At 74.8% G+C, this 22039-nt stretch carries 25 protein-coding genes; 11 read left to right on the top strand and 14 right to left on the bottom strand.

The window, feature by feature from the left end:
- Nucleotides 1–5: 5 nt before the first annotated feature.
- Genes GOBS_RS01140 through GOBS_RS01125 form a run of 4 tightly spaced genes read right to left on the bottom strand, consistent with a single transcriptional unit; the run spans nucleotide 6 to nucleotide 4066 of the window.
- Nucleotides 6–1295, bottom strand: a complete 1290-nt coding sequence (locus GOBS_RS01140) for a glycosyl hydrolase family 8 (protein WP_012946477.1) — start codon at nucleotides 1293–1295, stop codon at nucleotides 6–8.
- The gene (locus GOBS_RS01135; RefSeq protein WP_049788104.1) at nucleotides 1285–2757 is read right to left on the bottom strand and encodes a glycosyltransferase family 4 protein; all 1473 of its coding nucleotides are present in this window, start codon (nucleotides 2755–2757) and stop codon (nucleotides 1285–1287) included. Before GOBS_RS01135 ends, GOBS_RS01140 begins: the two co-directional genes overlap by 11 nt.
- A 23-nt stretch (nucleotides 2758–2780) precedes the next feature.
- Entirely contained in the window at nucleotides 2781–3512 is a 732-nt protein-coding gene (locus tag GOBS_RS26985; protein ID WP_012946475.1) for a dolichyl-phosphate beta-glucosyltransferase, read from the bottom strand.
- Nucleotides 3509–4066: a GtrA family protein gene (locus GOBS_RS01125; RefSeq protein WP_012946474.1), complete on the bottom strand. Its 558-nt coding sequence runs from the start codon at nucleotides 4064–4066 to the stop codon at nucleotides 3509–3511. The genes GOBS_RS26985 and GOBS_RS01125 overlap by 4 nt, the downstream gene beginning before the upstream one ends.
- Before the next feature lie 422 nt (nucleotides 4067–4488).
- Here GOBS_RS01125 and GOBS_RS01120 point away from each other — a divergent pair, with 422 nt between their 5' ends.
- Nucleotides 4489–5661, top strand: coding sequence for a family 8 glycosyl hydrolase (locus GOBS_RS01120; protein WP_012946473.1), 1173 nt, complete (start codon nucleotides 4489–4491; stop codon nucleotides 5659–5661).
- Nucleotides 5662–5880: 219 nt separating this feature from the next.
- Here the strand turns inward: GOBS_RS01120 and GOBS_RS01115 are convergent, their stop codons facing one another.
- The gene (locus GOBS_RS01115; protein WP_243697710.1) at nucleotides 5881–6210 is read right to left on the bottom strand and encodes a rhodanese-like domain-containing protein; all 330 of its coding nucleotides are present in this window, start codon (nucleotides 6208–6210) and stop codon (nucleotides 5881–5883) included.
- A 154-nt stretch (nucleotides 6211–6364) separates the two neighbouring features.
- Here GOBS_RS01115 and GOBS_RS01110 point away from each other — a divergent pair, with 154 nt between their 5' ends.
- Entirely contained in the window at nucleotides 6365–6874 is a 510-nt protein-coding gene (locus GOBS_RS01110) for a PH domain-containing protein (RefSeq protein ID WP_166487240.1), read from the top strand.
- Nucleotides 6871–8337, top strand: a complete 1467-nt coding sequence (locus GOBS_RS01105; RefSeq protein WP_012946470.1) for a PH domain-containing protein — start codon at nucleotides 6871–6873, stop codon at nucleotides 8335–8337. Before GOBS_RS01110 ends, GOBS_RS01105 begins: the two co-directional genes overlap by 4 nt.
- Before the next feature lie 126 nt (nucleotides 8338–8463).
- On the opposite strand, the gene GOBS_RS01100 is transcribed toward GOBS_RS01105, so the two are convergent.
- A complete protein-coding gene (locus tag GOBS_RS01100; protein WP_012946469.1) occupies nucleotides 8464–9177 on the bottom strand; it encodes a response regulator in 714 nt (237 codons plus the stop codon).
- A 35-nt stretch (nucleotides 9178–9212) separates the two neighbouring features.
- Between GOBS_RS01100 and GOBS_RS01095 the strand changes: the two genes are divergently transcribed.
- The 3 genes from GOBS_RS01095 to GOBS_RS01085 all read left to right on the top strand — a co-directional run bounded on the left by GOBS_RS01095 (nucleotide 9213) and on the right by GOBS_RS01085 (nucleotide 11376).
- Entirely contained in the window at nucleotides 9213–9962 is a 750-nt protein-coding gene (locus tag GOBS_RS01095; RefSeq protein WP_012946468.1) for a histidine kinase, read from the top strand.
- 229 nt (nucleotides 9963–10191) lie between these two features.
- Nucleotides 10192–11052: a manganese catalase gene (locus GOBS_RS01090; protein WP_012946467.1), complete on the top strand. Its 861-nt coding sequence runs from the start codon at nucleotides 10192–10194 to the stop codon at nucleotides 11050–11052.
- A 102-nt stretch (nucleotides 11053–11154) separates the two neighbouring features.
- Nucleotides 11155–11376, top strand: a complete 222-nt coding sequence (locus GOBS_RS01085; protein ID WP_012946466.1) for a hypothetical protein — start codon at nucleotides 11155–11157, stop codon at nucleotides 11374–11376.
- A 342-nt stretch (nucleotides 11377–11718) separates the two neighbouring features.
- On the opposite strand, the gene GOBS_RS01080 is transcribed toward GOBS_RS01085, so the two are convergent.
- Complete coding sequence (locus GOBS_RS01080; RefSeq protein ID WP_012946465.1) at nucleotides 11719–13377, bottom strand: solute symporter family protein; 1659 nt, start codon at nucleotides 13375–13377, stop codon at nucleotides 11719–11721.
- On the bottom strand, nucleotides 13377–13778 hold the full coding sequence (locus GOBS_RS01075) for a DUF485 domain-containing protein (RefSeq protein ID WP_012946464.1): 402 nt from the start codon (nucleotides 13776–13778) through the stop codon (nucleotides 13377–13379). The genes GOBS_RS01080 and GOBS_RS01075 overlap by 1 nt, the downstream gene beginning before the upstream one ends.
- Before the next feature lie 216 nt (nucleotides 13779–13994).
- Here GOBS_RS01075 and GOBS_RS25020 point away from each other — a divergent pair, with 216 nt between their 5' ends.
- Nucleotides 13995–15287 carry a Rieske 2Fe-2S domain-containing protein gene (locus GOBS_RS25020; RefSeq protein ID WP_243697611.1) on the top strand — a complete coding sequence of 431 codons (1293 nt, stop codon included), beginning with the start codon at nucleotides 13995–13997 and terminating at the stop codon, nucleotides 15285–15287.
- A gap of 4 nt (nucleotides 15288–15291) precedes the next feature.
- Here the strand turns inward: GOBS_RS25020 and GOBS_RS26980 are convergent, their stop codons facing one another.
- On the bottom strand, nucleotides 15292–15444 hold the full coding sequence (locus GOBS_RS26980) for a hypothetical protein (RefSeq protein ID WP_166487225.1): 153 nt from the start codon (nucleotides 15442–15444) through the stop codon (nucleotides 15292–15294).
- On the opposite strand from GOBS_RS26980, the gene GOBS_RS01060 reads away from it, so the two are divergent.
- Nucleotides 15443–16747, top strand: a complete 1305-nt coding sequence (locus GOBS_RS01060; RefSeq protein WP_243697610.1) for an MBL fold metallo-hydrolase — start codon at nucleotides 15443–15445, stop codon at nucleotides 16745–16747. The two genes, GOBS_RS26980 and GOBS_RS01060, sit on opposite strands and share 2 nt — an antisense overlap.
- 156 nt (nucleotides 16748–16903) lie before the next feature.
- Here GOBS_RS01060 and GOBS_RS01055 read toward each other — a convergent pair whose 3' ends face one another.
- Complete coding sequence (locus tag GOBS_RS01055) at nucleotides 16904–17758, bottom strand: Fpg/Nei family DNA glycosylase (protein WP_012946461.1); 855 nt, start codon at nucleotides 17756–17758, stop codon at nucleotides 16904–16906.
- Nucleotides 17759–17889: 131 nt separating this feature from the next.
- On the opposite strand from GOBS_RS01055, the gene GOBS_RS01050 reads away from it, so the two are divergent.
- Nucleotides 17890–18075 (top strand): hypothetical protein, encoded by a 186-nt coding sequence (locus GOBS_RS01050; RefSeq protein ID WP_166487239.1) that lies wholly within the window; start codon nucleotides 17890–17892, stop codon nucleotides 18073–18075.
- A 17-nt stretch (nucleotides 18076–18092) separates the two neighbouring features.
- Here the strand turns inward: GOBS_RS01050 and GOBS_RS01045 are convergent, their stop codons facing one another.
- Entirely contained in the window at nucleotides 18093–19595 is a 1503-nt protein-coding gene (locus tag GOBS_RS01045; RefSeq protein WP_012946459.1) for an NAD-dependent malic enzyme, read from the bottom strand.
- 109 nt (nucleotides 19596–19704) lie between these two features.
- Here GOBS_RS01045 and GOBS_RS01040 point away from each other — a divergent pair, with 109 nt between their 5' ends.
- Together GOBS_RS01040 and GOBS_RS01035 are read left to right on the top strand one after the other, a co-directional pair.
- Nucleotides 19705–20049 (top strand): PadR family transcriptional regulator, encoded by a 345-nt coding sequence (locus GOBS_RS01040; RefSeq protein WP_012946458.1) that lies wholly within the window; start codon nucleotides 19705–19707, stop codon nucleotides 20047–20049.
- Complete coding sequence (locus GOBS_RS01035; protein WP_012946457.1) at nucleotides 20046–20552, top strand: HAAS signaling domain-containing protein; 507 nt, start codon at nucleotides 20046–20048, stop codon at nucleotides 20550–20552. The genes GOBS_RS01040 and GOBS_RS01035 overlap by 4 nt, the downstream gene beginning before the upstream one ends.
- Nucleotides 20553–20555: 3 nt before the next feature.
- Here GOBS_RS01035 and GOBS_RS01030 read toward each other — a convergent pair whose 3' ends face one another.
- The 3 genes from GOBS_RS01030 to GOBS_RS01025 all read right to left on the bottom strand — a co-directional run bounded on the left by GOBS_RS01030 (nucleotide 20556) and on the right by GOBS_RS01025 (nucleotide 22029).
- On the bottom strand, nucleotides 20556–20996 hold the full coding sequence (locus GOBS_RS01030; RefSeq protein WP_012946456.1) for an SRPBCC domain-containing protein: 441 nt from the start codon (nucleotides 20994–20996) through the stop codon (nucleotides 20556–20558).
- Between the two features lie 11 nt (nucleotides 20997–21007).
- A complete protein-coding gene (locus GOBS_RS26975) occupies nucleotides 21008–21163 on the bottom strand; it encodes a hypothetical protein (protein ID WP_012946455.1) in 156 nt (51 codons plus the stop codon).
- Nucleotides 21164–21243: 80 nt separating this feature from the next.
- Entirely contained in the window at nucleotides 21244–22029 is a 786-nt protein-coding gene (locus GOBS_RS01025) for a hypothetical protein (protein ID WP_012946454.1), read from the bottom strand.
- Between the last annotated feature and the right edge of the window lie 10 nt (nucleotides 22030–22039).

The raw sequence follows: 22039 nt of genomic DNA, 5'->3' as shown, positions 1-22039 counted from the left end.
TGCGCTTACTCCTCGGTGACGTTCAGGTTGGGCAGCTCGTCGAGGTGGAGCGCCATCCCGAACCACACCCAGTTGGCGTCGTCGTTGCTGAGCTGCTCGGCCATGTCCCCGCTGTCGGCGTCGTAGAGCGGCAGCAGCTCGTCGGCGTAGACCTCGTCGGCCAGGTCGGGCCGGACGGTGTCGAAGTAGCCCATCGCGCCGCCGTACACGGCCGGTGACTCGCGGTCGACAGCGGGCGTGCCGTCCCGGTCGTAGGCCGCGACCAGGCGACCCTGGTCGGTCCAGCTGTCGGCCAGCACGGACTGTCCCTCCAGCAGGCGGAGGGCACGCTCGTCGCCGTACCAGGCGTGGTCCAGGGCGAGCCGCCACGACAGGCGCAGGGCGTCCCGGCCGGACTGCGTGGTCACGTCGCCGCCCACCGCGCTGAACTCCCCGGTGCGCCGGTCGAGGGACACCCGGTCCGGCGGGAGGCCGGCGGTCCGGTCGGCGTCCAGCGGCTCGTCGGCGAGCTGCGCCAGCAGGGCGTAGGAGTTGTCGACCAGCGCCGGCCAGTCGTGCTGCGGGTCCACCCGGGCGAACACGCGGAAGGCGTACGGCGCGAAGGAGGCGGGGGTGACCAGCACCTGGCCGGCGTCGTCGCGCTCCGAGTCGCTGGCGACGAGGACGGGCCCGCCGTCGACCCGGACGACGGACCGCTCCCAGACGGCCTCGATCAGCGGCAGCGCGTCGTAGAGGTGGTCGTCCTCCTGCCAGCGCGAGTAGGCCATCAGCAGTGCGAACGCGACGTCGACGTCGGCGCCGCTCACCGGGTCCTCCCCGCCGAGCTCGGCCTGGATGCCGTAGGACCCGTCGGGCCGCTCCCCGAACCTCGAGGCCAGCAGCGCGTCGTCCCGCTGCAGGTTGTCCTTGGTCCACTGCCAGCTCTGGGCGAAGGTCTCCTGGTCGTCCATCCAGACGGCCCGCAGCATCGTGTCGCCCTGGCCCTGGGACGTGGTGACCGCGCCGTCCTGGAGCACCAGCGTGCGGCCGGTGCCCGGCTCCAGGTGGGTCTGCCGGTAGTCCCGCCAGAGGTCGGTCAGCACCGTCTTGTCCGAGGCCACCATCGGCTGGTCGGCCGCGACCACCGCGGCGGCCCGCTGGACGTCGTCCGCGAGGCGGATCCCGCCCACCACCGAGACCGCCGCGGCGACGACGGCCACGACAGCGGTGCGGCGCCGGCGGCGCTGCGCCCGGCGCGCGGCCCCCGGGCGGAGCCGGGCGTCACCGTCCCGGACGATCAGCAGGTCACGCCGCATGCCGGCCTCCGCGCCCGCCGGGTCGCTGGTCCTCGAGCGAGGCGGCCGCGCGCTCGACGCCCTCGACCAGGTCCACCACCGGCTCGTCGAGCAGGGAGCGGCCGCCGAGGAGGTCGGCGTGCCGGGCCACGAGCACGCTGACGGAGGGGCCGTCCCGGCGGATCCCCAGCCGGGCCAGGATGACCTCGACGTCCCCCTCGTCGGCACCGGTGAGCAGGGCGCGCACGGTGGTGCCGTCGGAGACCCAGACGTCGTTGGTGCGCCGCAGGGACTCCCAGCCCTCCGGCAGGGCGGACTGCGCGACGCTGAGCACGACCACGAGGTCGTTGCCGGTGCGCCGCTCGCGGTGACCGTGCAGCTGCCGCTCGAGCCGGGCGCGCTCGGTGTCGAGCGCCTGCAGCACGCCGTCCGCCGTCCGCGCCCAGGTGAAGCGGTCGGCCCAGGCGCGTGCCCGCTCCGAGACGGTGCCGGCGACCACCGGATCGGCGAGGGTGACCAGCGCCCGGGTGATCGCCTCGGCCAGCCCGTCCTCCGAGCCGTCGACGAGCCACCCCGTCTGACCGTGGCGGACGGTGTCCCGCAGGCCGCTGACCCGCCGGGCGAGTGCGGGGACGCCGGCGGCGTTGGCCTCGACCAGCGACACGGCCCAGTCCCCGCCGTCGGAGGCGCTCACCGTCAGCCACGCGGTGCTGAGGAGCTCGTCCCGCTCGACGTCGGGGAGCCGGCCGTGGAAGACGACCCGCGCACCGGCCGCGCGCGCCCGCTGCTCGAGATCGCGGCGCGCCGGCCCCTTGCCGACGAGGTGCAGCTCGGCGTCGGGCAGCCAGCGCTGGACCTCCGCCATGGCGTCGACCAGCGAGTCGAGGCGCTTGTAGGCCGTCAGGCGTCCCACCACGACCATGCGCGGCGCAGCGGAGCGCTCGCCCCGCAGGCCGAGCGTGTCGGCGCCGGTGGGCACGACCCGGACGGCGCCGTCGAAGCGCAACCGCCGCCGGACCTGGGTGCGCGCCGACGGCGAGAGGACGACCACGGTCCGGCGCCGGTACACCCGACGGCTCGCGGGACCCTCCAGCCACCGCGCCAGCCGCGCGGCCAGCGGGTGCAGCGCCCGGGTGAAGAGGTCCTGGTGGACGTGGTGGACCAGCAGGACCACGGGCGTGCGGGGTCCGAGGACCAGCGGGCTGAAGAAGGGGACGCCGTTCTGCGAGTCGATGACCGCGCCGACCGACCGCCGGTGGCGGAGCAGCCACAGCAGCGCCAACGGGTAGACGCTCCACCAGCTGCCCAGCCGACGGACGGAGTAGCCGTCGAGGCTCTCCCGCGCCGCGGTGCCGGCCGGCCGGCTGGTCACGAGGACGACGGACCGGCCGCGGCGGGCCAGCTCACGCGCGAGGCGCTCGCAGTAGAGCTCGGCACCGCCGGCCGCAGGGTGCCGACGGTCCCGCCAGTTGAGGACGACCACGGACGAAGGCGGTACCGCCCACCTCACGACATCCTCGCCAGCGCCGCGCGGACGGCGACGACCTCGGAGACGACCCGCTTGCCGTGGGTCCAGACGTGGAAGGACGAGCCGGCCTGGTCGGTCCACCGGACCGGCACCTCGACGACCGGCAGGCCGAGGCGGTTGGCCACGGCGAGGACCTCCACGTCGAAGGCGAAGCCGTTGGCGGTGACCCGGCGGAAGACCTGCTCGGCCGCCTCACCGGAGAAGAACTTGAAGCCGCACTGGGTGTCGGCGACGTCACCCACGAGCGGCCGGGTCAGCATCCGGAAGGTGGACGAGCCGAGCCGCCGGACCAGGGGCTGGGGGACGGCGTAGCTCGCCCCCGGGGCGCGCCGCGAGCCGATCACGACGGGAGCGCCCCGCTCCAGGTGGCCGATGACGTCGGTGAGCACCTGCGGGGGCGTGGACAGGTCGGCGTCGCAGAAGCCCCGCCACCGGGCCGTGCTGGCCAGCAGACCCCGGCGCACGGCCGCGCCCTTGCCCTGCCGCGCGCAGCCGATGAGGCGCAGCACGGTGTTGTCCGGGCGGCGCTCGGCGACCTCGTCGACCACCTCGGCGGTCCGGTCCACGGAGCCGTTGTCGACGACGGTGATCGCCACGCTCAGCGGGAGCGTGGCGGTGTGGGCCGTGAGGGCACGCAGCGTCGCCCCGAGCCGCGCTTCCTCGTTGTAGACGGGGACGACGATGTCGAGATCGGGATTGCGCTGGCTCACCGCTGGGACACCTTCCACGGACTGACGGACGGGGACGTGGTCGACGAGGCGCTCACGCGCTCCCACTCGGCGCTGGGCGGGGTGACGAGAGGGGATACGGGGCCGGGCCCGGATGGGTTCACGAGGTCCGCGGCGGTGAGGACCTCCCGGCGGGCGAAGACGACCCGTGAGCTGAGCAGGAAGCTGGCGGCGGCGCTGACGACGGTCGCGGTGAGCGCACTCGCCGTCGGGCCGAGGCCGGCCACGCGGTGGGCCGCGGAGAAGACCACGGCGTTGACGCCGAAGCCGAGGGCAGCCGAGCCGTTGAACAGCAGGGCGCGCCGCAGCACCGACCGGATCGTCTCCTGACCCACGGGGCGCCGGGCGGACCAGGTCCAGAAGTAGCTCAGCGCGAAGTTGACCTGCGTGGCGGTGAGGAAGGCGATGACGTTGGCAGCCTCGGGCACCGACCACGGCAGCACGAGTCGGAAGACCAGGAGGTGCAGAGCGGTCATGGCCAGCCCCACGAGGGCGAACCGGGCGATCTGGGCACGCCACAGCGCTTGCAGCAACACGGACATCTCCCAACCGGCGACCGCCGGACGACTCGGGAGCACGCCCTGCTCGACACCCCCCGCGGTACCGGACGCCGAACGTACCTGCGTCGGAAAGGGCTCTCACCTGGGCTTTCCTGATCACTCACGACCGGCGCCGGGCCAACCACGGAGTGTCAGAGAATCGCGTCCAATCAGATGACGCGCGCCACATCGACAGCCGCCATCCCAGGTGGTCCAGGTCGAGTGACCACCGGCACGCTCCGACATCCGCGCAGGTGGGGACCGCTGACGCGGACCGCCGCACCGGGGCCGCAGCCCGGCTTGCCCCGATTCGCATAACGATTCGGTAACGTAAGGCACCAAGACCCTGTCTGTATCTTGCCCGACGTGAGAACAGAGGCCACGCCGCTCGGCATGCGGACCGACGAGGGGCTGTCGAGGTGAGCCCGCGCGGCATCACCGTGGGCGCCCTCGGCGTCCTCGCGCTGCTCGTCGTCGTCCTCGCGGCCGTCGTGGGGACGAGGGGTGGGGGCACCACCGGCGCCCCGCTTCCCTCTCCCACCGGTCCCTCCACCGTCGCGCCGGCCCCTCCCGCAGAGCTGCGCACCTACACGGCCGCGGAGGCCGGGCGGGCATTCCTCGACGGGTACGTCGACGAGGACGGCCAGGTCGTGCGCCCCGACCAGGGCGGGGACACCGTCAGCGAGGGACAGGCCTACGCCATGCTCGTGGCGGTGGGCCTCGGCGATGCGAAGACCTTCGCCCGCGCGTGGAACTGGACGCGCGAGAACCTGCAGCGCCCCGACGGACTGCTGAGCTGGCGGTGGGAGGAGGGCGGCGTCGTCGACGCGTCGTCGGCCTCGGACGCCGACCTGGACGCCGCCCGGGCCCTCGTCCTCGCCGGCGAGCAGTTCGGGCGCCCCGAGTACACCGCCGCGGGGCTGGACCTCGGACGGGCGGTGCTCGACCTGGAGACCGTGCCGACGGCGGCCGGCCGCATCCTCACCGCCGGCCAGTGGGCCACGACGGAGCCCTACGCGTACAACCCGAGCTACGCCTCGCCGGGCGCCACCGCGGTGCTCGCGGCCGCCTCGGGTGACCCGCGCTGGACGGAACTGGCCGAGGGCAGCCGTGCGGTCACGGCCGCCCTGCTGAGCCAGGCGCCGCTGCCCCCCGACTGGGCGCAGGTGCGCGCCGACGGCACCGTCGAGGCGATGCCCGGAGCGATGGGCAGGGGGCAGAGCGTGCGGTACGGCTACGACGCCACCCGGACGCCGATCCGCTTCGCCGAGTCCTGCGACCCGGCCGATCGCGCCCTGGCCGCGGCCGTCGTCGAACCCCTGGACCGCGGCGGGGACAGCGCCGAGCTCGACCTGGGCGGGTCACCGGTCGCCCCGGGCGAGTCGGTCGTCGCCGCGGCTGGTCAGGCTGCGGCGGTGGCCGCCGCCGGGGACGCCGGCCGGGCCGTCGAGGAGCTGGTCGACGCCGACCACCTGGCGCAGTCGGCGCCCAGCTACTACGGCGCGGCGTGGGCCGCACTCGGCCGGTTCATGCTCACCGACGACGTGCTGGGCGGCTGCCCTCCGGTGCCGGCGACGTCCGGAACGGCCTGAGCCGTACGGCCGACGTCCTCCGCTCGCAGAGCTCGCTGCGATGCTCCCCCGGCTGTCAGGGCACGACCGCACCGGTGCGCCTCCGCGCCGGGATCCGCTCCTCGCTCGCAGAGCTCGCTGCGATGCTCCCCCGGCTGTCAGCGCACGACCGCACCGGTGCGCCTCCGCGCCGGGATCCGCTCCTCGCTCGCAGAGCTCGCTGCGATGCTCCCCCGGCTGTCAGCGCACGAAGGGCTGCTGGCCGGTCTCGCTCACCATCGGCCGGCCGGCGGCCTCCCACTCGCCCATGCCGCCGCCCACGTTGACCGCGTCGTAGCCGTTGGCGTTGAGCCAGGCGGCCACGCGGGCCGAGCGCCCCCCGCCGCGGCAGGTGATGTAGAGCGGGTCGGCCTCGGGGAGGTCGTCCAGCCGCGCCGGGACCTCGCCCATCGGGATGTGGGTGGCACCGTCGATGTGGCCGGCCACCCACTCGTCGTCCTCACGGACGTCGAGGACGACGGCGTCCTCGGGCACCTCGCTGGCGGGCACGGTCGGGACCTGCTGCGGCATCACGCGTCCCATCGTGCCACCGGCGCGGCGTGCGGCTACGGCTGCGCACCACTGCGTCGATCATGGGGTCGTCGCGGGGGACACGCGCGGACTCGCCGTGGAGGTCGGCACGAACCCCATGATCACGGCCGGGCTCGCTGACAGGATGGGGGCGATGACCGCCGACGCTCCCGCGCCCGTCCGCGACCCCGCCTGGTCGCTGTCCCGCTCGGCCATCGGCCTGTGGGTCACCGAGGGCGTGATCGGCGCGCTGTTCTGGGTCGTCGTGGTCACGGCCGTGTTCGTCTTCGTCCCGGACGGCGGACTTCCGTCGCCGCTGCGCTGGGCGCTCGTGGCGTTCGCGGTGCTGGAGGCCGCCGTGACGATCGGCATCCGGCCGTGGATCCGCTATCGCGTGCACCGCTGGGAGGTCACCGGCGAGGCGGTCTACACCCTCACCGGCTGGCTGACCCGCACCTGGACGCTGGTGCCCATCTCGCGGATCCAGACCGTCGACGTCACCCGGGGCGTGCTGCAGCAGCTGTTCGGGCTGGCCACCGTGGCGGTGCTGACCGCGTCCTCGCAGGGCACGGTCCGGGTGCTGCACCTGGAGGCCGACGTGGCCCAGCGGGTCGCCGACGACCTGGCGCGCCGCGCCGAGCTGGTCCGCGACGAGGCGACGTGATCGACGCCGGCACGCAGCCGCGGCGGACGTCACCCCGCGTCGTGCTGGTGCACACCGCCACCTTCCGGCAGGCCCGCCAGCTGGTGCCGGTGCTCATCCCGGTCGCCGCGGTGGTTGGCCTCGACGACGGGCTGCTCACGGTCGTCGTCATGGCGGTGGTCATCACGGCGCTGTCGCTGGCCGGCGCCGTGCTGAGCTGGTGGCGGTTCGGCTACGCCGACGGGCCGACGGCGGTGGTGGTCACCCGTGGCCTGCTGGCCCGCTCGGTGCGCACCGTGCCCAACGACCGCATCCGTGGCGTGGAGGTCGAGGCCCCGCCGCTGCACCGGCTGCTCGGGCTGGTGCGGGTCCGCATCGACGCCGCCGCCGGCTCGGTCGGGACGAACGAGGAGGAGCTCGTCGTCGACGGCGTCCCCCGCGCCGAGGGCGACCGGCTCCGTACCCGGCTGCTGGCCCGCCGTCCCACCGGGGCGCCGGCACCGGACGGCGACCAGCCCCCGGAGGCGCCGGTCGAGGAGGAGCTCTCCCGCTTCCGGCCCCGCTGGCTGCTCTACGCGCCGCTGGTCGGCAGCTACCTCGTCGTCCCGCTGGCCGCGGTCGGCACGCTGTTCCGGCTGGTGCAGGAGCTCCCCGACGCCGTCGTCCCGGACCTCGCGGGCCCCGAGCCCTCTCCGCACCTGGTCGTCGCCGGCCTGGTGGCCGCGGTGCCGCTGCTGGCGCTGGCCGCGGTGGTGGGGGCGGCCGTCGTCAACTGGGGTTACCGGCTGGTGCGACGCGGCGGCTCGCTGGTCGCCGTCCGCGGGCTGCTCACCCGGCGGCACACCGAGCTGGAGGTCGACCGCATCCGCGGCGGCACGCTCAGCGAGGGTCTCGGCATGCGCTGGGTGCGCGCGGCACGGGTGAACGCGCTGGTCACCGGCCTGGGCCAGGCCAACCGCCGCGGTCAGCTGCTGCCGCTGGGGCCGCGCGCCGAGGCGCTGCGGCTGCTGGGCCGGCTCGTCGAGGACCCCGGCCCGCTGACTGGCCACCCGCCCGCGGCCCTGCGCCGGCGGCTGGTGCGCGCCCTGGCCGCCGGGCTGCTGGTCACCGCGGCCGGGACCTGGGCGGCGGTCGCCCTCGGCTGGTGGTGGGTGCCGGTCGCCGGCGTCGTCCTGACCGTCCTGGGCGTGCCCATGGGCATCGGCCGCTTCCGGGCGCTCGGGCACGGAGCCGGGCCCCGGTCGTTCAGCGTGCGCAGCGGCTGGCTGGTGCGCGAGCAGGCGGTGCTGCAGCGCCGGGCCGTCGTGGGGTGGCAGGTGCGGCAGAGCGTGTTCCAACGGCGGGCCGGGCTGGCCACCGTCGTCGCCTGCGTGGGCGCCGGCAGCGGTGGTTACGCCGCGGTGGACATGGCCGCCGCCGAGGTGGCCGGCTTCACCGCTGCGGCCTCGTCGGGGACGTGGGCGGGGACGCTGGCTCCCCGCTGACCGTCCGGCCGGCCCGGTCTGCGCCGAGGACCGGCCGCGGTCCATCCGCCCACGCCGCCACGAGTGTCGATCACCGTGGCGGGTAGCCGGGGGGCGATGAGATGCGGTCCTGCGCCGGTGCGGATCTCAGCCCTGCCTGCCGTTGCCGCCCAGGTGCACCCGCCCCGCCAGCGCCGCGGCCTCGACGCGGGTGGCGACGCCCAGCGTGCGCAGCAGTGCGGCGACCAGCCGCTTCGCCGTCCGCTCGGACACGTGCAGGGTCGTGGCGATCTCCACCGTGCTCGTGCCGTCGGCCACCAGCCGCCACAGCCGGCGCTCGTCGGCGGTCAGCCGGTCCGCGAGGCCCTGCTCCCCGGAGGGCGCGGAGTCCTCGAGCAGCCGGCGCAGCAGGTCCTCGGGGATCACCGACCAGCCGTCGAGCACCGCGAGCAGCGGGCGCACCAGCAGCTCGGGGTCGGCGGTCTTGGGCAGGTACGCCGCGGCCCCGGCCCGCAGGGCCTCCAGGACGGCGTCCTCCTCGGCCTGACCGGACAGCGCCACCACCCGCACCGTCGGGTCCGCACGGCGGATCGCCGCGATCGCCCGCGTGCCGCCCGGTGGCGGCATGTGCAGGTCCACGACGGCGACGTCGGCATGGTGCCTGCGCACCATCGCCGCGGCCGCCGAGGCGTCGTCGGTGGTGGCCACGACGCGGACCTGCCCCTCGCTCACACCCGGCAGCAGCAGGGCCAGACCGCGGCTGAACAACGGGTGGTCGTCGACGAGCACGACGTCGACAGGTCGGCGGCGCTCAGCACCGGCGTCGCTCTGCTCCATCTTCCCCCAGACGGACAGCTGCACCGGCGCGGCTGACCGGACGCACCACGGAGGTGCCCATGACCCTCGCCGCCAACCCCCCGACGTCCCTCGAGCCCGGCCGGGTGCTGCCTGCCGCACTGCGCCGCCTGCTGCGGCGCCGCGCGCCGGAACGGCCCGACACCCCCGATCTGCCGGCCCCCCCGGAGGCACTGGTCCAGGCGCTGTGCCACGACATGTGCTCGCCGCTGGCCTCGCTCGAGGCGCTGCTGGGGGCCCTGGGGCGGCCGGCCGAGCCGTCCGCCGGTCCGGCGCCGGACCCCGAGGAGGTGCTGGAGCTCGCCCGCGCGCAGACCGCGCAGCTGGCCTCCATGCTGCGGACGGCGGCTGCCACGGGCGGAGCGGCGCCGCTGGGTCGCGGAACGCGCCGGCTGGGGGACGTCGTCCGCGCGTCGATGGCCGCGTCCGGGCTGTCCGCCGCCCAGCTGACCCTCGAGCTCGGTCCCGGCGCCGAGGACGTCGCCGTCGCCGACGCCCGGGTGCAGCGCATCCTCACCAACCTGCTGGAGAACGCCCACCGGCACGGGGCCGGTGCGGCGGTCCGCCTGTCCGTCCGATGTCGCCCCGGCTGGGTCGATTTGGCGCTGACGCAGGCCGTCGTCCGCCCGGAGCAGTTGCTCGGGCACCTGCGCACCGAGGCACCCCCCGTCGACCTCACCGGCCTGGGCCTGTGGTCGGTGCGGCGGCAGACCGGCGAGCTCGGCGGCCGGATCGTCGCGGACGACGACGGCGAGTCGCTGCGGCTGACCGTGCAGCTCCCCGACCGCTGACAGGGGACCTCCCTGCCCCCCTGCAGGGAGGCCATCTTCCGGTCTCGGACCCCCCTCCCCGCGCCGCCCTGCGGGGCGTCTCCCGTGCGCTCCGCGGCCGGGGGCCGTCCGACGGGCCACCCAACCTGGCACGCGGGGGCCAACGCTCGGCACCGGCGGGCCACCCGGCGTGGGCAGATCCCTGGTGTCACCGCAGCGGCGGTGGTCGCGACGACGCAAGGGAGCCCCCGTGTTCACCCACACCCACGCCCTGCAGTACGAGGCCAAGCCCGACGGTCCCGACCCGGACTTCGCCCGCAAGATGCAGGAGATCCTCGGCGGTCAGTGGGGCGAGATGACCGTCGCCACGCAGTACCTGCTGCAGGGCTGGAACTGCCGGCTGCCCGGCAAGTACAAGGACATGCTCCTGGCCATCGGCACCGAGGAGCTGGCCCACGTCGAGATGATCGTGACGATGATCGACCGGCTGCTCGACCACGCGCCGCTCAAGCCGGACTCGGCCGACCGCACCAAGGAGGCCGCCGCCGGGTACGGGCAGCACAACCCGCAGCACCTGATCGTCAACGGCCAGGGCGCGTCCTACATCGACGCCATGGGCAACCCGTGGACCGGCGCGTACGTGACCGCCAGCGGCAACCTCATGGCCGACTTCATGTACAACGCCACGGCCGAGATGCAGGGCCGGCTGCAGGTCGCCCGGCTCTACAACATGACCGACGACCCCGGGGTCAAGGACATGCTGCGGTTCCTCATCACCCGCGACCACATGCACCAGCAGCAGTGGCTGGCGGCGACCGAGGAGCTCAAGTCCGACGGCATCGAGGGTATCCCGGTGCCCGAGGCCTTCCCGCTGGAGGAGGAGGTCGGCGACCTCGGCTACACCTTCGTCGACGCCTCCGACGGCCCCGAGGCCTCGGCCGGCCGGTGGGCGTCGGGCCCGTCCGTGGATGGCCGCTCGGAGTTCCGCGCCCGCCCGATCGAGGCGACGGCGGACGCCCCGATCCTCCCGCCCGGCGACCCGCGGCTGTTCTCCACGCCGCAGATGCCGGGGCAGTCACTGCTGCAGAAGGCCAAGGACATGCTCAAGTGAGGTCCTGACCCCCGTTCCACCCGAGCCGTCGCCGCGCCGGTGGCCGGGTCCCGCGAGATCCGGCCGCCGGCCGGCGGGCCGCCCCCGCCGGAGGAGAGCACCGTGCACCTGTCCGTCCCCGCCGTCCTGCTGACGGTGGTCTACGCCGCGGCCCTCGCCGTCGCGGTCTCCGCGCCCGGCCAGCACCTGGTCGCCGGGCTCGTCGTCCTCACCGGCCTGGTCACCCGCTGGGCCGTCCGCCACCGCCGCGTCCACGTCGCCGTCCCGGCTCCGGTCGCGCCCGCCGACACCGTCCTGGCACCCGGGCCCGCACCCGCCGCCTGACCCGGCGCCCGTCGCCCGTCGCCCGTCGCCCGTCGCCCGTCGCCCGTCGCCCGTCGCCCGTCGCCCGATGATCAGGTGACCTGGTCCCTGGGATTCCTCCCTCACAACCGGTCATGAGGGGAGGAACCGGTTCGATCAGGTGACCTGATCATCGAGGGGCAACCCGGAGCCCCCGGAACGCGCGAGGCGCGCGCCCCCGCAAACGGGGACGCGCGCCTGGCGAGGTGCTGGAACCGGCCCCGTGCAGGGCCCCGCCGGCCCCGTCCCGGGTCCCGCCCCGAGCTTGCGAGGGGTGGGAGGACGGGGTCCTTCAACGAGCGGTGGGGGGCGCGGGGTCCTTCTTCAGTGGGCGACGGCCTTCTCCGCACCGATCCCGGTGAGTGCCCGCACCTCGAGCTCGGCGTTCTTGAGCTCGTCGGGCTGCTCCTTGGACAGCTTCGTGCCGAGCCAGCCGAGGAAGAACGACAGCGGGATGGACACGAGGCCGGGGTTGTTCAGCGGGAACCAGGAGAAGTCGACGTTCTGGATCAGCGACGGGCTCTTGCCGGTCGCCGGGTTGACGGGCGCCCCGGACACCACCGGCGAGAACAGGATGAGCGTCACGCAGGCGATCAGGCCGCCGTAGATCGACCAGAGCGCGCCCTGCGTGGTGAACCGCTGCCAGAACAGGGTGTAGATGATCGTCGGCAGGTTCGCCGAGGCGGCGATGGCGAACGCCAGAGCCACCAGGAAGGCGATGTTCAGCCCGGCCTGCAGCGCCAGGATGCCCAACCCGATGGAGATGGCGCCGATCACGACCGCGGCGATCCGGGCCACCTTGACCTCGGCCTCCGGGTTCCCCTGGCCCTTCTTGATGACCGAGGCGTAGATGTCGTGCGCGAAGGACGCCGACGCGGTGATCGTCAGGCCGGCGACCACCGCGAGGATCGTCGCGAACGCGACGCCGGCGATGACGCCGAGCAGGATCGTGCCGCCGAGCTCGAAGGCCAGCAGCGGCGCTGCCGCGTTGACCGCTCCGGGCGCCGCCAGGATGGTGTCCGCGCCGACCAGCGCGCCCGCGCCGTAGCCGATCACCAGGCTGAACAGGTAGAAGATGCCGATCAGCCAGATCGCCCAGACCACCGAGCGACGGGCGTCCTTCGCCGTCGGCACGGTGTAGAAGCGCATCAGCACGTGCGGCAGGCCGGCCGTCCCGAACACCAGCGCGAGCGCCAGCGAGATGAAGTCCAGCTTCGAGATGCTGGTGGCGCCGTACTGGCCCCCCGGGGACAGGACGTCGCGCGGTGTGGCCTGGGTCGCCGAGGTCTCGACCGCGCCGCCGAGCAGCGCGGAGAGGTTGAAGCCGTACTTGCCCAGCACCCAGACCGTCATCACGGCGGCGCCGGCGATGAGCAGTGTCGCCTTGATGATCTGCACGTAGGTCGTGCCGCGCATGCCACCGACGAGCACGTAGACCATCATCAGCGCACCGACGAGGATCACGACGACCGCCTGCGCCAGCTCTCCGGTGACACCGAGCAGGAGAGTGACCAGCGCGCCGGCGCCGGCCATCTGGGCGAGCAGGTAGAAGAGGCTGACCACGAGGGTCGAGGTCGCCGCCGCGGTGCGGACGGGCCGCTGGCGCATCCGGAAGGCCAGCACGTCGGCCATCGTGTACCGCGCCGTGTTGCGCATGAGCTCGGCGACGAGCAGGAGGGCGACCAGCCAGGCGACGAGGAAGCCGACGGAGTACAGGAAGCCGTCGTAGCCGTAGATGGCGATGGCGCCGGCGATGCCGAGGAACGACGCGGCCGACAGGTAGTCACCCGCGATGGCCAGGCCGTTCTGGGTGCCGCTGATGTTGCGGCCGGCGGCGTAGTAGTCGGCCGCGCTCTTGTTGTTGCGGCTGGCCTTGAAGGTGATGGCCAGCGTGACGAGGACGAAGGCCCCGAAGATCGAGATGTTGACCGCCGGGTTCCCGACGGTGGTCGTCGCCGGAGCGGCGGGGGCAGCGAAGAGCATCAGTGCTGTCCTCCGCGGGTCTCGTCGGCGTTCCGGGTGACACCGACACCACCGGGGCGCGCGTACTCGTGGTGCTCCAGCCGCCCACGCATGTCGTCGGAGATCGGGTCGGTGCGCTTGTTGGCGTGCGCCACGTAGACGTGCGTGATGACGAACGTCGACACGAACTGGCCCAGGCCCAGCAGGATGCCGAGGTTGACGTTGCCGAAGACCAGGGTGGCCATGAAGTCCGGCGCGTAGGTCGAGAGCAGGACGTAGAGCAGGTACCAGGCCAGGAAGGCCACGGTCATCGGGAAGGCGAAGCGACGGAAGCGTCGCTTCAGCTCGACGAACTCCGGGGAGGCCTGGGCCTCGCGGTACTCCTCCGGCGTCAGGAGCCTGCGTTCAGCGGGTGGTGTCACGGTGCCTCTCCCTGTCGTCCTGGTCACCTGCTTCCGGTGATCGCGGTCACTCTAGAGACATAACGGCCGGTCGTGTGCCGTCGGAGACGAATTCGTTGTGTGCCACCGAGGTTCCGCGGCCTGCCGACGGCCCGACGACGCCCAGACGTGCGACAGCCGTAACCGACCGGGAACGCAGCGGCGCTGCAATGGGCCATGGGGACTTCCGCGAGGACGATGACGGGCTGGTACCCGGTGGCGCGCGCTGCCGAGGTCGGGATGGAGCCGCTGCCGGTGGGCGCGGGCGGCCGGGCCTACGTGCTGGTCCGGCTGAGCCCGGGTGCCGAGGTGAGTGCCTTCCCGGCCCGCTGCCCGCACCGGCTGGTGCCGCTGAGCGCGGCCACCGTGGTCGACGGCCGGCTGACCTGCCCGTACCACGGGTGGCAGTACGACGGCGAGGGTCGCTGCCTCTCCATCCCCTCCCTCGGCCCGGACGGGACCGCGCCCCCGCGGGCGGACCTCCCCGTGCCCTGGGCGGTCGAGGAGCGACACGGCTGGGTGTGGCTGGCCCCCGAGCGGACCGCCGTCGCCCCGCCGCGCCCGGCTGGCGACACCGGAGCCGAGCTGGTCCCGCCGCCCCCGGCGCCGGACGGGCCGGTCCTCGGCAACCTCGACCCGGCGCTGGAGACGGCGTGGCACCCGGTGGCGCTCTCCGGCGAGCTGCGGCCCGGCGGCTGGCTGCAGGTCCGGCTGCTCGGGCGCACCTGGACGCTGCGCCGCACCGACCGCCTGGAGGTCGACCCGCCGGCGTACGGCGTCCGCGAGCGGCTGGGGGTGGTGTGGCTGGCGCCGGCCGAGCCGCGCGACGTGCCGCTGGAGGTCCCCGAGGACCGGGACCGGCGCTTCGTGACCGGCTGGCTGCCGCCGCAGCGCTCGGCGGGGACGGCGGGCGTGCTGGCCGACGTCCTCCTCGACGTAGCGCACATGCCGTTCCTGCACGGGGGCAGCACCAGCGCGGCCGACCACCCGGAGGTGGCCGCCCACGACGTCGCGCCCGAGCCCGGCGGCTTCCGCAGCGCGCACGAGCAGTGGTTCGACGCCGTCACCGACCCGGGCGTGGCCACCGGCGAGCGGCCGTTGCGGCAGCGCCGCCGGGCGACCTCCGTGTACCGGGCGCCGTTCCAGCTGCTGATGCGCCTGGAGTCGCTCGACTCCGGCGCGGTCACCACCGTCCAGCACCTGCTCCAGCCGGAGGACGCGGACTCCACCCGCATCTACACGCGGCTGCTGCTGTCGTCGGGCCCGGGCAACCCGCTGCCCGCGCCCGCGGACGTCGAGCGCGAGGTGGCCTCCGCCCAGCGGGTGCTCGCCGAGGACCTCGCGCTGGTGGCCCACGTGGCCGGTCAGGGGCTGCCGCTGGCGGGGCGCGACGAGCTGCACGTGCGTGCCGACCGGATGGGTGTGGCGCTGCGCCGGGCGCTGTGCGACTTCGTCCTGTCCGCGCCGCGGGTCACCCGCCGCGCCGCGTAGCCGTCTAGTCGGCCGGCAGCAGCTCCCCGCAGGCGGCGCAGCGGACCGGCGGGTCGACGTCGGCGAGCCGTCCGCACGCCGGGCACACCCGCCGCAGCCAGCACGCCGGGTCGCCGCCGTCCGCGTCCGGGTCGGCCGGCCGCGCGTCCTCGGTCATGCGCGCCATCGTCGGACGCCGGTCCCCGGCCGGCAACCACCCGAGCGCCGTCCCCGCCGCGTCCTCGGCTGGGATGCTGGAGGTCGTGCCGTCCTCCGCCGCCCGCCGCACCGCGCTCGCCCTCACCGCCACCCTCGCCGGACCCGTCGCGTGGGTCGCCCGCGCCGCCTGGGGCCTGCCCACCGCCCTCGGCGCCGGCCAGCGGGAGGTGCAGGCCTCCGCCGCCGGCTCCCCGCAGTTCGCCGAGGGCCGCTTCCACAACCGGTTGAGCACGCCGGCCCGGCCCCCGGCCAACGCGCAGCGCGGCCTGCTGCGGCAGATGCACGAGGAGCGGCACACCGGCCTGCCGGCGCGCCCGATCCCGCTGGTCCGCCCGGAGCTGCCCGCGGAAGCGGCCGAGCTCGCGGTGACCTGGTTCGGCCACTCGAGCGCGCTGCTCGAGGTCGACGGCCGGCGGGTGCTGGTCGACCCGGTGTGGGGCGAGCGGGTGTCGCCGTCGCCGCTGGTGGGGCCGACCCGGCTGCACCCGGCGCCGCTGCCGCTGGAGGACCTGCCGCAGGTCGACGCCGTGCTCGTCTCGCACGACCACTACGACCACCTCGACCTGCCCACGGTGCGGGCGCTGCTGCGCTCGCAGAGCGCGCCGTTCGTCGTCCCGCTGGGGCTGGGTGCACACCTGCGCGGCTGGGGCGTGCCGGAGGAGCGGGTCGTCGAGCTGGACTGGGACGGCGCGGTGGACGTCGCCGGCCTGACCCTCACCTGCACCGAGGCGCGGCACTTCTCCGGCCGGTTCCTCACCCGGGACACTACGCTGTGGGCGTCGTGGGTGGTCGCCGGGCCGCGGCACCGGGTCTTCTTCGGCGGCGACACCGGCTACACGCCGGCGTTCGCCCAGATCGGCGCGCTGCAGGGCCCCTTCGACCTGACGCTGCTGCCGATCGGCGCCTACAACGACGCCTGGGCCCTCATCCACATGACGCCGGAGGAGGCCGTCCGCGCCCACGGCGACCTCGGGGGCGGGCTGCTGGTGCCGGTGCACTGGGCGACGTTCAACCTGGCCTTCCACCGCTGGGCCGAGCCGGTGCAGCGGCTGTGCGCCGCGGCGGAGCGCTCGGAGGCGCGCGTGGCGGTGCCGCGGCCCGGTCAGCGGGTCGACGTGCTGGCGCCCCCACCGCTGACCGACTGGTGGTCGCCGGTCGGCTCGCTCGCCGACGAGCCGGCCGAGACCGGCGACGGTGGGGCGGGCAGCTCTGTCGTCGCGCGGGCCGCCTCCTGGCTCACCGCCCGCCGCATGGCGGACTGACGGAGAGCCCGAGTTCGTCGCAGGAGAGGCGATCGCCCCGCGGCACAGTCGTGCTCTGCCCACCCTGGTGGGCAGAGCACGACTGTGCCGGGGTGGTGATCCTGGCCATCGCCGGTGGTCCGTCGGCGGCGCGCTGCCGTGAGTCCTGCGGGGTCCTCAGCGCAGCAGCTTGGACATCCGCCGGTCGGCCAGCGGCTTGCCGCCGGTCTGACAGGTCGGGCAGTACTGCAGCGAGGTGTCGGCGAAGCTGACCTCGCGGACGGTGTCGCCGCACACCGGGCACGGCAGACCGGTCCGGGCGTGCACCTGCAGCCCCGAGCGCTTCTCGCCCTTCATCGTGGCCGCCTCCTGCCCGACCTGGCGCTGGAGCGCCTCGGTGAGGGTCGCCCGCATCGCGTCGTAGAGGCGCAGGGCCTCGTCGTCGCTGAGCTTGTCGGCCATCTTGAACGGCGAGAGCCGCGCGGCGTGCAGGATCTCGTCGGAGTAGGCGTTGCCGATGCCGGCCAGCAGCGTCTGGTCGGTGAGCGCGCCCTTGAGCTGCCCGCTGCGCCCGGCCAGCAGCGCGACGAAGGTGTCCCGGTCGACGGCGAGGGCGTCGGGCCCCAGCCGCGCGATGCCCGGCACCTCGGCCGGCGAACGGACGACGTAGACCGCCAGCCCCTTGCGGGTGCCCTGCTCGGTGAGGTCGAAGCCGTCGCCGTCCTCGAGGTGGACGCGGACCGCGAGCGGCCCCTTGCCCGGCTTCGGCGGAGCGGTCGGCAGCCCGGTGCGCCAGTGCAGCCAGCCGGCCCGGGCCAGGTGGACGACGAGGTGCAGGCCGGAGACGTCGAGGTCGAGGAACTTCCCGTGCCGGGCGACGCCGGTGAGCTCCAGCCCCCCGAGCGCCGACAGCGGCGGGTCGAAGGTCTTGATCGCCTGGACGGCGGCCAGGTCGACGCGGGTCACCACGGAGCCGACCGCGTGCTCACGCAGGAACGCGGTCAGCGCCTCCACCTCGGGCAACTCGGGCATCCCGCGATCATCCCGCGGAAGACCCCGTCGCGCCGTCCCCGATCGGGTGCACCTGGCCGGACGACCGGTCTGCGCCCACGATGGACGGCACCGCGGTGGGGCGGATGCCCCCGCAGGAGAGGAGCCGGGACATGACCGAGAACCAGCAGGGCCGTCCGCCTGTGGACGAGACCCGTCCGTCGGCGCCGGAGCAGGACCGGGGCGGCGGACCGTCGGTCCCCACCGACTCCTCCGGCGTCGGGATGGGGCTCGGCGAGGCCGACACCTTCGAGCCGGAGGAGTCGGCACCGGCCGGGGAGGACACCGACCAGCCGTAGCCGGTCCGGCGGGGACCTCAGCCGACGAGGTCGCCGTCCTCGGTGACCGGGGCGGTCGCGCCGGGCTCCTGCCGCGCCTGGTCGGCCACCGCGGCGGCGACGGCCTGGGTGACGGCGGGGTCGAAGACGCTCGGGATGATGTAGTTGGCGTTGAGCTGGTCGTCCTTGACTACGGAGGCGATCGCCTCCGCCGCCGCCAGCAGCATCCCGTCGCTGATCTCCCGCGCCCGCGCGTCCAGCAGCCCCCGGAACATCCCGGGGAACGCCAGGACGTTGTTGATCTGGTTGGGCAGGTCCGAGCGGCCCGAGGCGACGACGGCGGCGTGCTGCCGGGCGCGCACCGGATCGACCTCGGGGGTCGGGTTCGCCATCGGGAAGACGACGGCCTTCGGGGCCATCCGCGCCAGCGCCTCGACCGGCAGCACGTTGGCGGCGCTGACGCCGATGAAGACGTCGGCGCCGTCGAGCGCGTCGGGCAGCTCGCCGCGCACGCACTCCGGGTTGGTCCGCTGGGCCAGGTCGAGCTTGGCCGGGGAGAGCCGCTCGTCGTCCGGCGAGAGGATCCCCTCGCGGTCCCACACCAGCACGTGCCGGGCGCCGGCCTTGAGCATCAGGTGCACGATCGCCGTCCCGGCCGCGCCGCCGCCGGCCACCACGATCTTCACGTCCTCGAGCTGCTTGTCCACGACCCGCAGCGCGTTGCGCATCGCGGCCAGCGCGACGATCGCCGTCCCGTGCTGGTCGTCGTGGAAGACCGGGATGTCGAGCTTCTCGCGCAGCCGGGCCTCGATCTCGAAGCAGCGCGGCGCGGCGATGTCCTCGAGGTTGATACCGCCGAAGCCGGGGGCGATGAGCTCCACCGTGCGCACGATCTCGTCGACGTCCTGGGTGTCCAGGCAGATGGGCCAGGCGTCGATGTCGGCGAAGCGCTTGAACAGGACGGCCTTGCCCTCCATGACGGGCATCGCGGCACCGGGGCCGATGTCGCCCAGCCCCAGGACGGCCGACCCGTCGGTGACCACGGCGACGGTGTTGCCCTTGATGGTGAGACGGCGGACGTCGTCGGGGTTGTCGGCCAGCGCGAGGCAGACCCGCGCGACGCCGGGGGTGTAGGCCATCGACAGGTCGTCGCGGGTCTTCAGCGGCACCCGGGAGGCGACTTCCAGCTTGCCGCCCAGGTGCAGCAGGAAGGTGCGGTCGCTGACCTTGCGGACCCTCACCCCGGGGACGGCGCGCAGCGCGTCGACCATCTCCTCGGAGTGTGCGGCGTCCGCGGCCGAGCAGGTGACGTCGACGGTCAGGCCGTCGGACCGGGAGTCGACGACGTCGATCGCCGTCACCGCGCCGCCGGCCGATCCCACCGCGGTCGCGATGCGGCCGATGGACGCCGGGTCGCCGTCGGCGGTGAGCCGCACGGTGATCGAGTACGACGCCGACGTGACCGGCCCGCGGGGCGGCGTCGTCGGCTCGCCGAGGGAGGTGTCGTCGGTGCTGGGCGTGGCTGCGGTGTCGGTGCTCATGGCACCGCCCATGGTGGCACCGCCGAGCGCCGGGCAGTAGTTCCGGTCACAGTGGTCACACGAGCCCGACTAGGTTGTCTCACTGACTAGTCAGAGATACGGTCTAGTCGTGCCGCTCGAACCCTGGCCCGCCGAGTGGCTGCGCGCGACGTTGCCGCTGACGGTGCTGGCGGTCGTGGCCGAGGAGGAGACCTACGGCTACGCGATCGCCCAGCGCCTGCAGGCGGCCGGCCTGGGGGCGGTCAAGGGCGGCACCCTCTACCCGGTCCTCAATCGGCTCGAGCAGGACCGGCTGGTCACGTCGTCCTGGCGCGAGGGCGCGGGCGGGCCGGGTCGCAAGTTCTTCACCGTCACGCCGCACGGCCGCGCGCACCTCGCCGAGCGGGCCGCCGCCTGGCACACGTTCACCGAGCGGGCCGCCGGCCTGCTCCCGTCCGTGGGGAGTCCTCGATGACCGCCGGCACCGACACCTACCGCCGCGAGCTGGTGCAGGCGCTGCGGGCGGGGAACGTGGCACCCGAGCGGATCGGCGAGATCGTCGCCGAGGTGGAGAGCCACGTCGCCGACACCGGCGAGGACCCCCGCGAGGCCTTCGGCCCGGCACGGGAGTACGCCGCCGGATTCCGCCGTCCGCGCAGCCGCTGGTCCGCGGCGGCCCGCCCAGTTCCGACCCTGCTGGGCGCGCTGTGCGGCTTCCTCGTCGCGAACGGGGTGGTCGGCCTGGTCGACGACGAGCCGGCCCTGGGCATGCCGGCCTGGATCGTGCTCACCGCAGGAGCGGTGCTGTGGATCCCGTCGCTGGTGGCCGTGCTGCGTCTCAGCGTCCCGGTGCCCGATCCCCGCACCGGCCGGTCGATCACACCGGCCCCCGGTCCGGTCGCGACCGCCGTCGGCATGGGCGGCACCCTGGTCGCCGTCGCCGTCGCGTGCTGGGGGCTGGCCGTCCTGACGAGCTGACGGTCAGCCGGTGGGGCGGGAGGCGCGCCCCTCGGCGCGGGCCTTGAGCCCCTCGCAGAAGTGGCGGAAGGAGGGGTTCAGGTCCGGCGTCGAGCGGGCGAGCAGCCCCGCCAGCGGGCCGGAGTGGTCCTCGCGGACGGTGAGCACCGTGCTGCCGTCCTCCTGGTCGTCGAGGGAGTAGGTGCGCTCGATGACCGCCAGCCCCAGCGGCAGCCCGCCGCGCCAGCGCATGACCTCGCGCGGGCGGATCTCGGTGACCGTCACCGTGAAGGGGCGGTTGCGGATCATCGTGGCGTAGAGCGTCAGCTTCTCGCCGAGCGCGACCCGGCCGTCCACCCGGTCGACGCCGGAGTCCCAGTCCCGCCAGCTGCCCACGTCGACCAGCAGCGCCCACACCTGCTCAGGGCTCGCGTCGATCCGCGCGGCCGCCTCGTAGCTCCTCACGGCGCTCCCCCTCAACCGGCCCGCACGGCCGTCGTCTGCAGGTAGGTGTCGGCTACCACGATGCCCGGGCCGCCGCCCCGGGGCGAGTCGCCCCACGGGTCGGCACCGTCGGCCCCCAGCGCGGCCCGCGCCTCACGGACGCGGTCGACGGCGGGCGCGGCGCTCACACCCAGGCAGTGTGCTCCGGGTCACTCCACGGGGGAAGCGTCGCCGCCGGCCGTTCGGAACCGCTCCGGCGGGACGGAGGTCAGCCGACCAGCAGCGCGCCGCGCCCGCGCCGTCCGGCCACCCGGACCGCGAGGGTCCCGGTCACGACGACGGCGGCGGCCACCGCAGCGGCGGTCACCACGCCCGGTCCGCCGTCGACGGCGACCGCGAGCAGACCCCACACCACGGCCAGGGCGAACGGCCCGGCGGCCACCTGCGCGACCCGCACGAGCGCCGTCCCGAGGGTCGCGACCGCGGCGAGGGCGACGACCGCCCACACCTGTGCCGCCGCCCCCTGGGCCGGCGCCCCGAGCGCGACACCGGCGCTGGCCACCTGCACCGCCGAGGCGAGGGTCACCCAGCCCAGCAGGAGACCGGTGACCGCCGCGGGGAGCAGCCGTGGCAGCCCGGTGAGCGGCATCGCCTGCAGCCGCGCCCAGGCCGTCGCCGCGGCGGCGACGATGGCGAAGAGCAGCACGGCGGGGAGGACCGGCACCCGGTCGCCCACCAGCGGGAAGACCAGCTCCCAGACGGCGTTCCCGGCGAATGCCGCGGCCAGTGGCCACCCGGTCCGCCGGTGCACCGCGCGGCCCCGCTGGGCGGGCAGCGCCTGGTAGACCGCCCAGGCCAGCGCCCCGGCGAAGATCGGCCCCCAGATCGAGAAGGCGTAGCCGGCCGGGGTGATCAGCGCACGGGTCGCGTCGCTGACCTCGCCCACACTGCGCCCGGCGAGCGCCGTGCCCAGCGGGCTGCCGGCGATCTGCGCGACCGCCGCCGCCAGGACCGCTCCGGCCCGTACCGCGTCCGCCCGTCGTCCGTCCGTCACGCCCCTCCTC

This window comes from Geodermatophilus obscurus DSM 43160 (assembly GCF_000025345.1).
GTDB lineage: Bacteria > Actinomycetota > Actinomycetes > Mycobacteriales > Geodermatophilaceae > Geodermatophilus > Geodermatophilus obscurus.
This window is presented reverse-complemented; position numbering and strand designations above follow the sequence as displayed.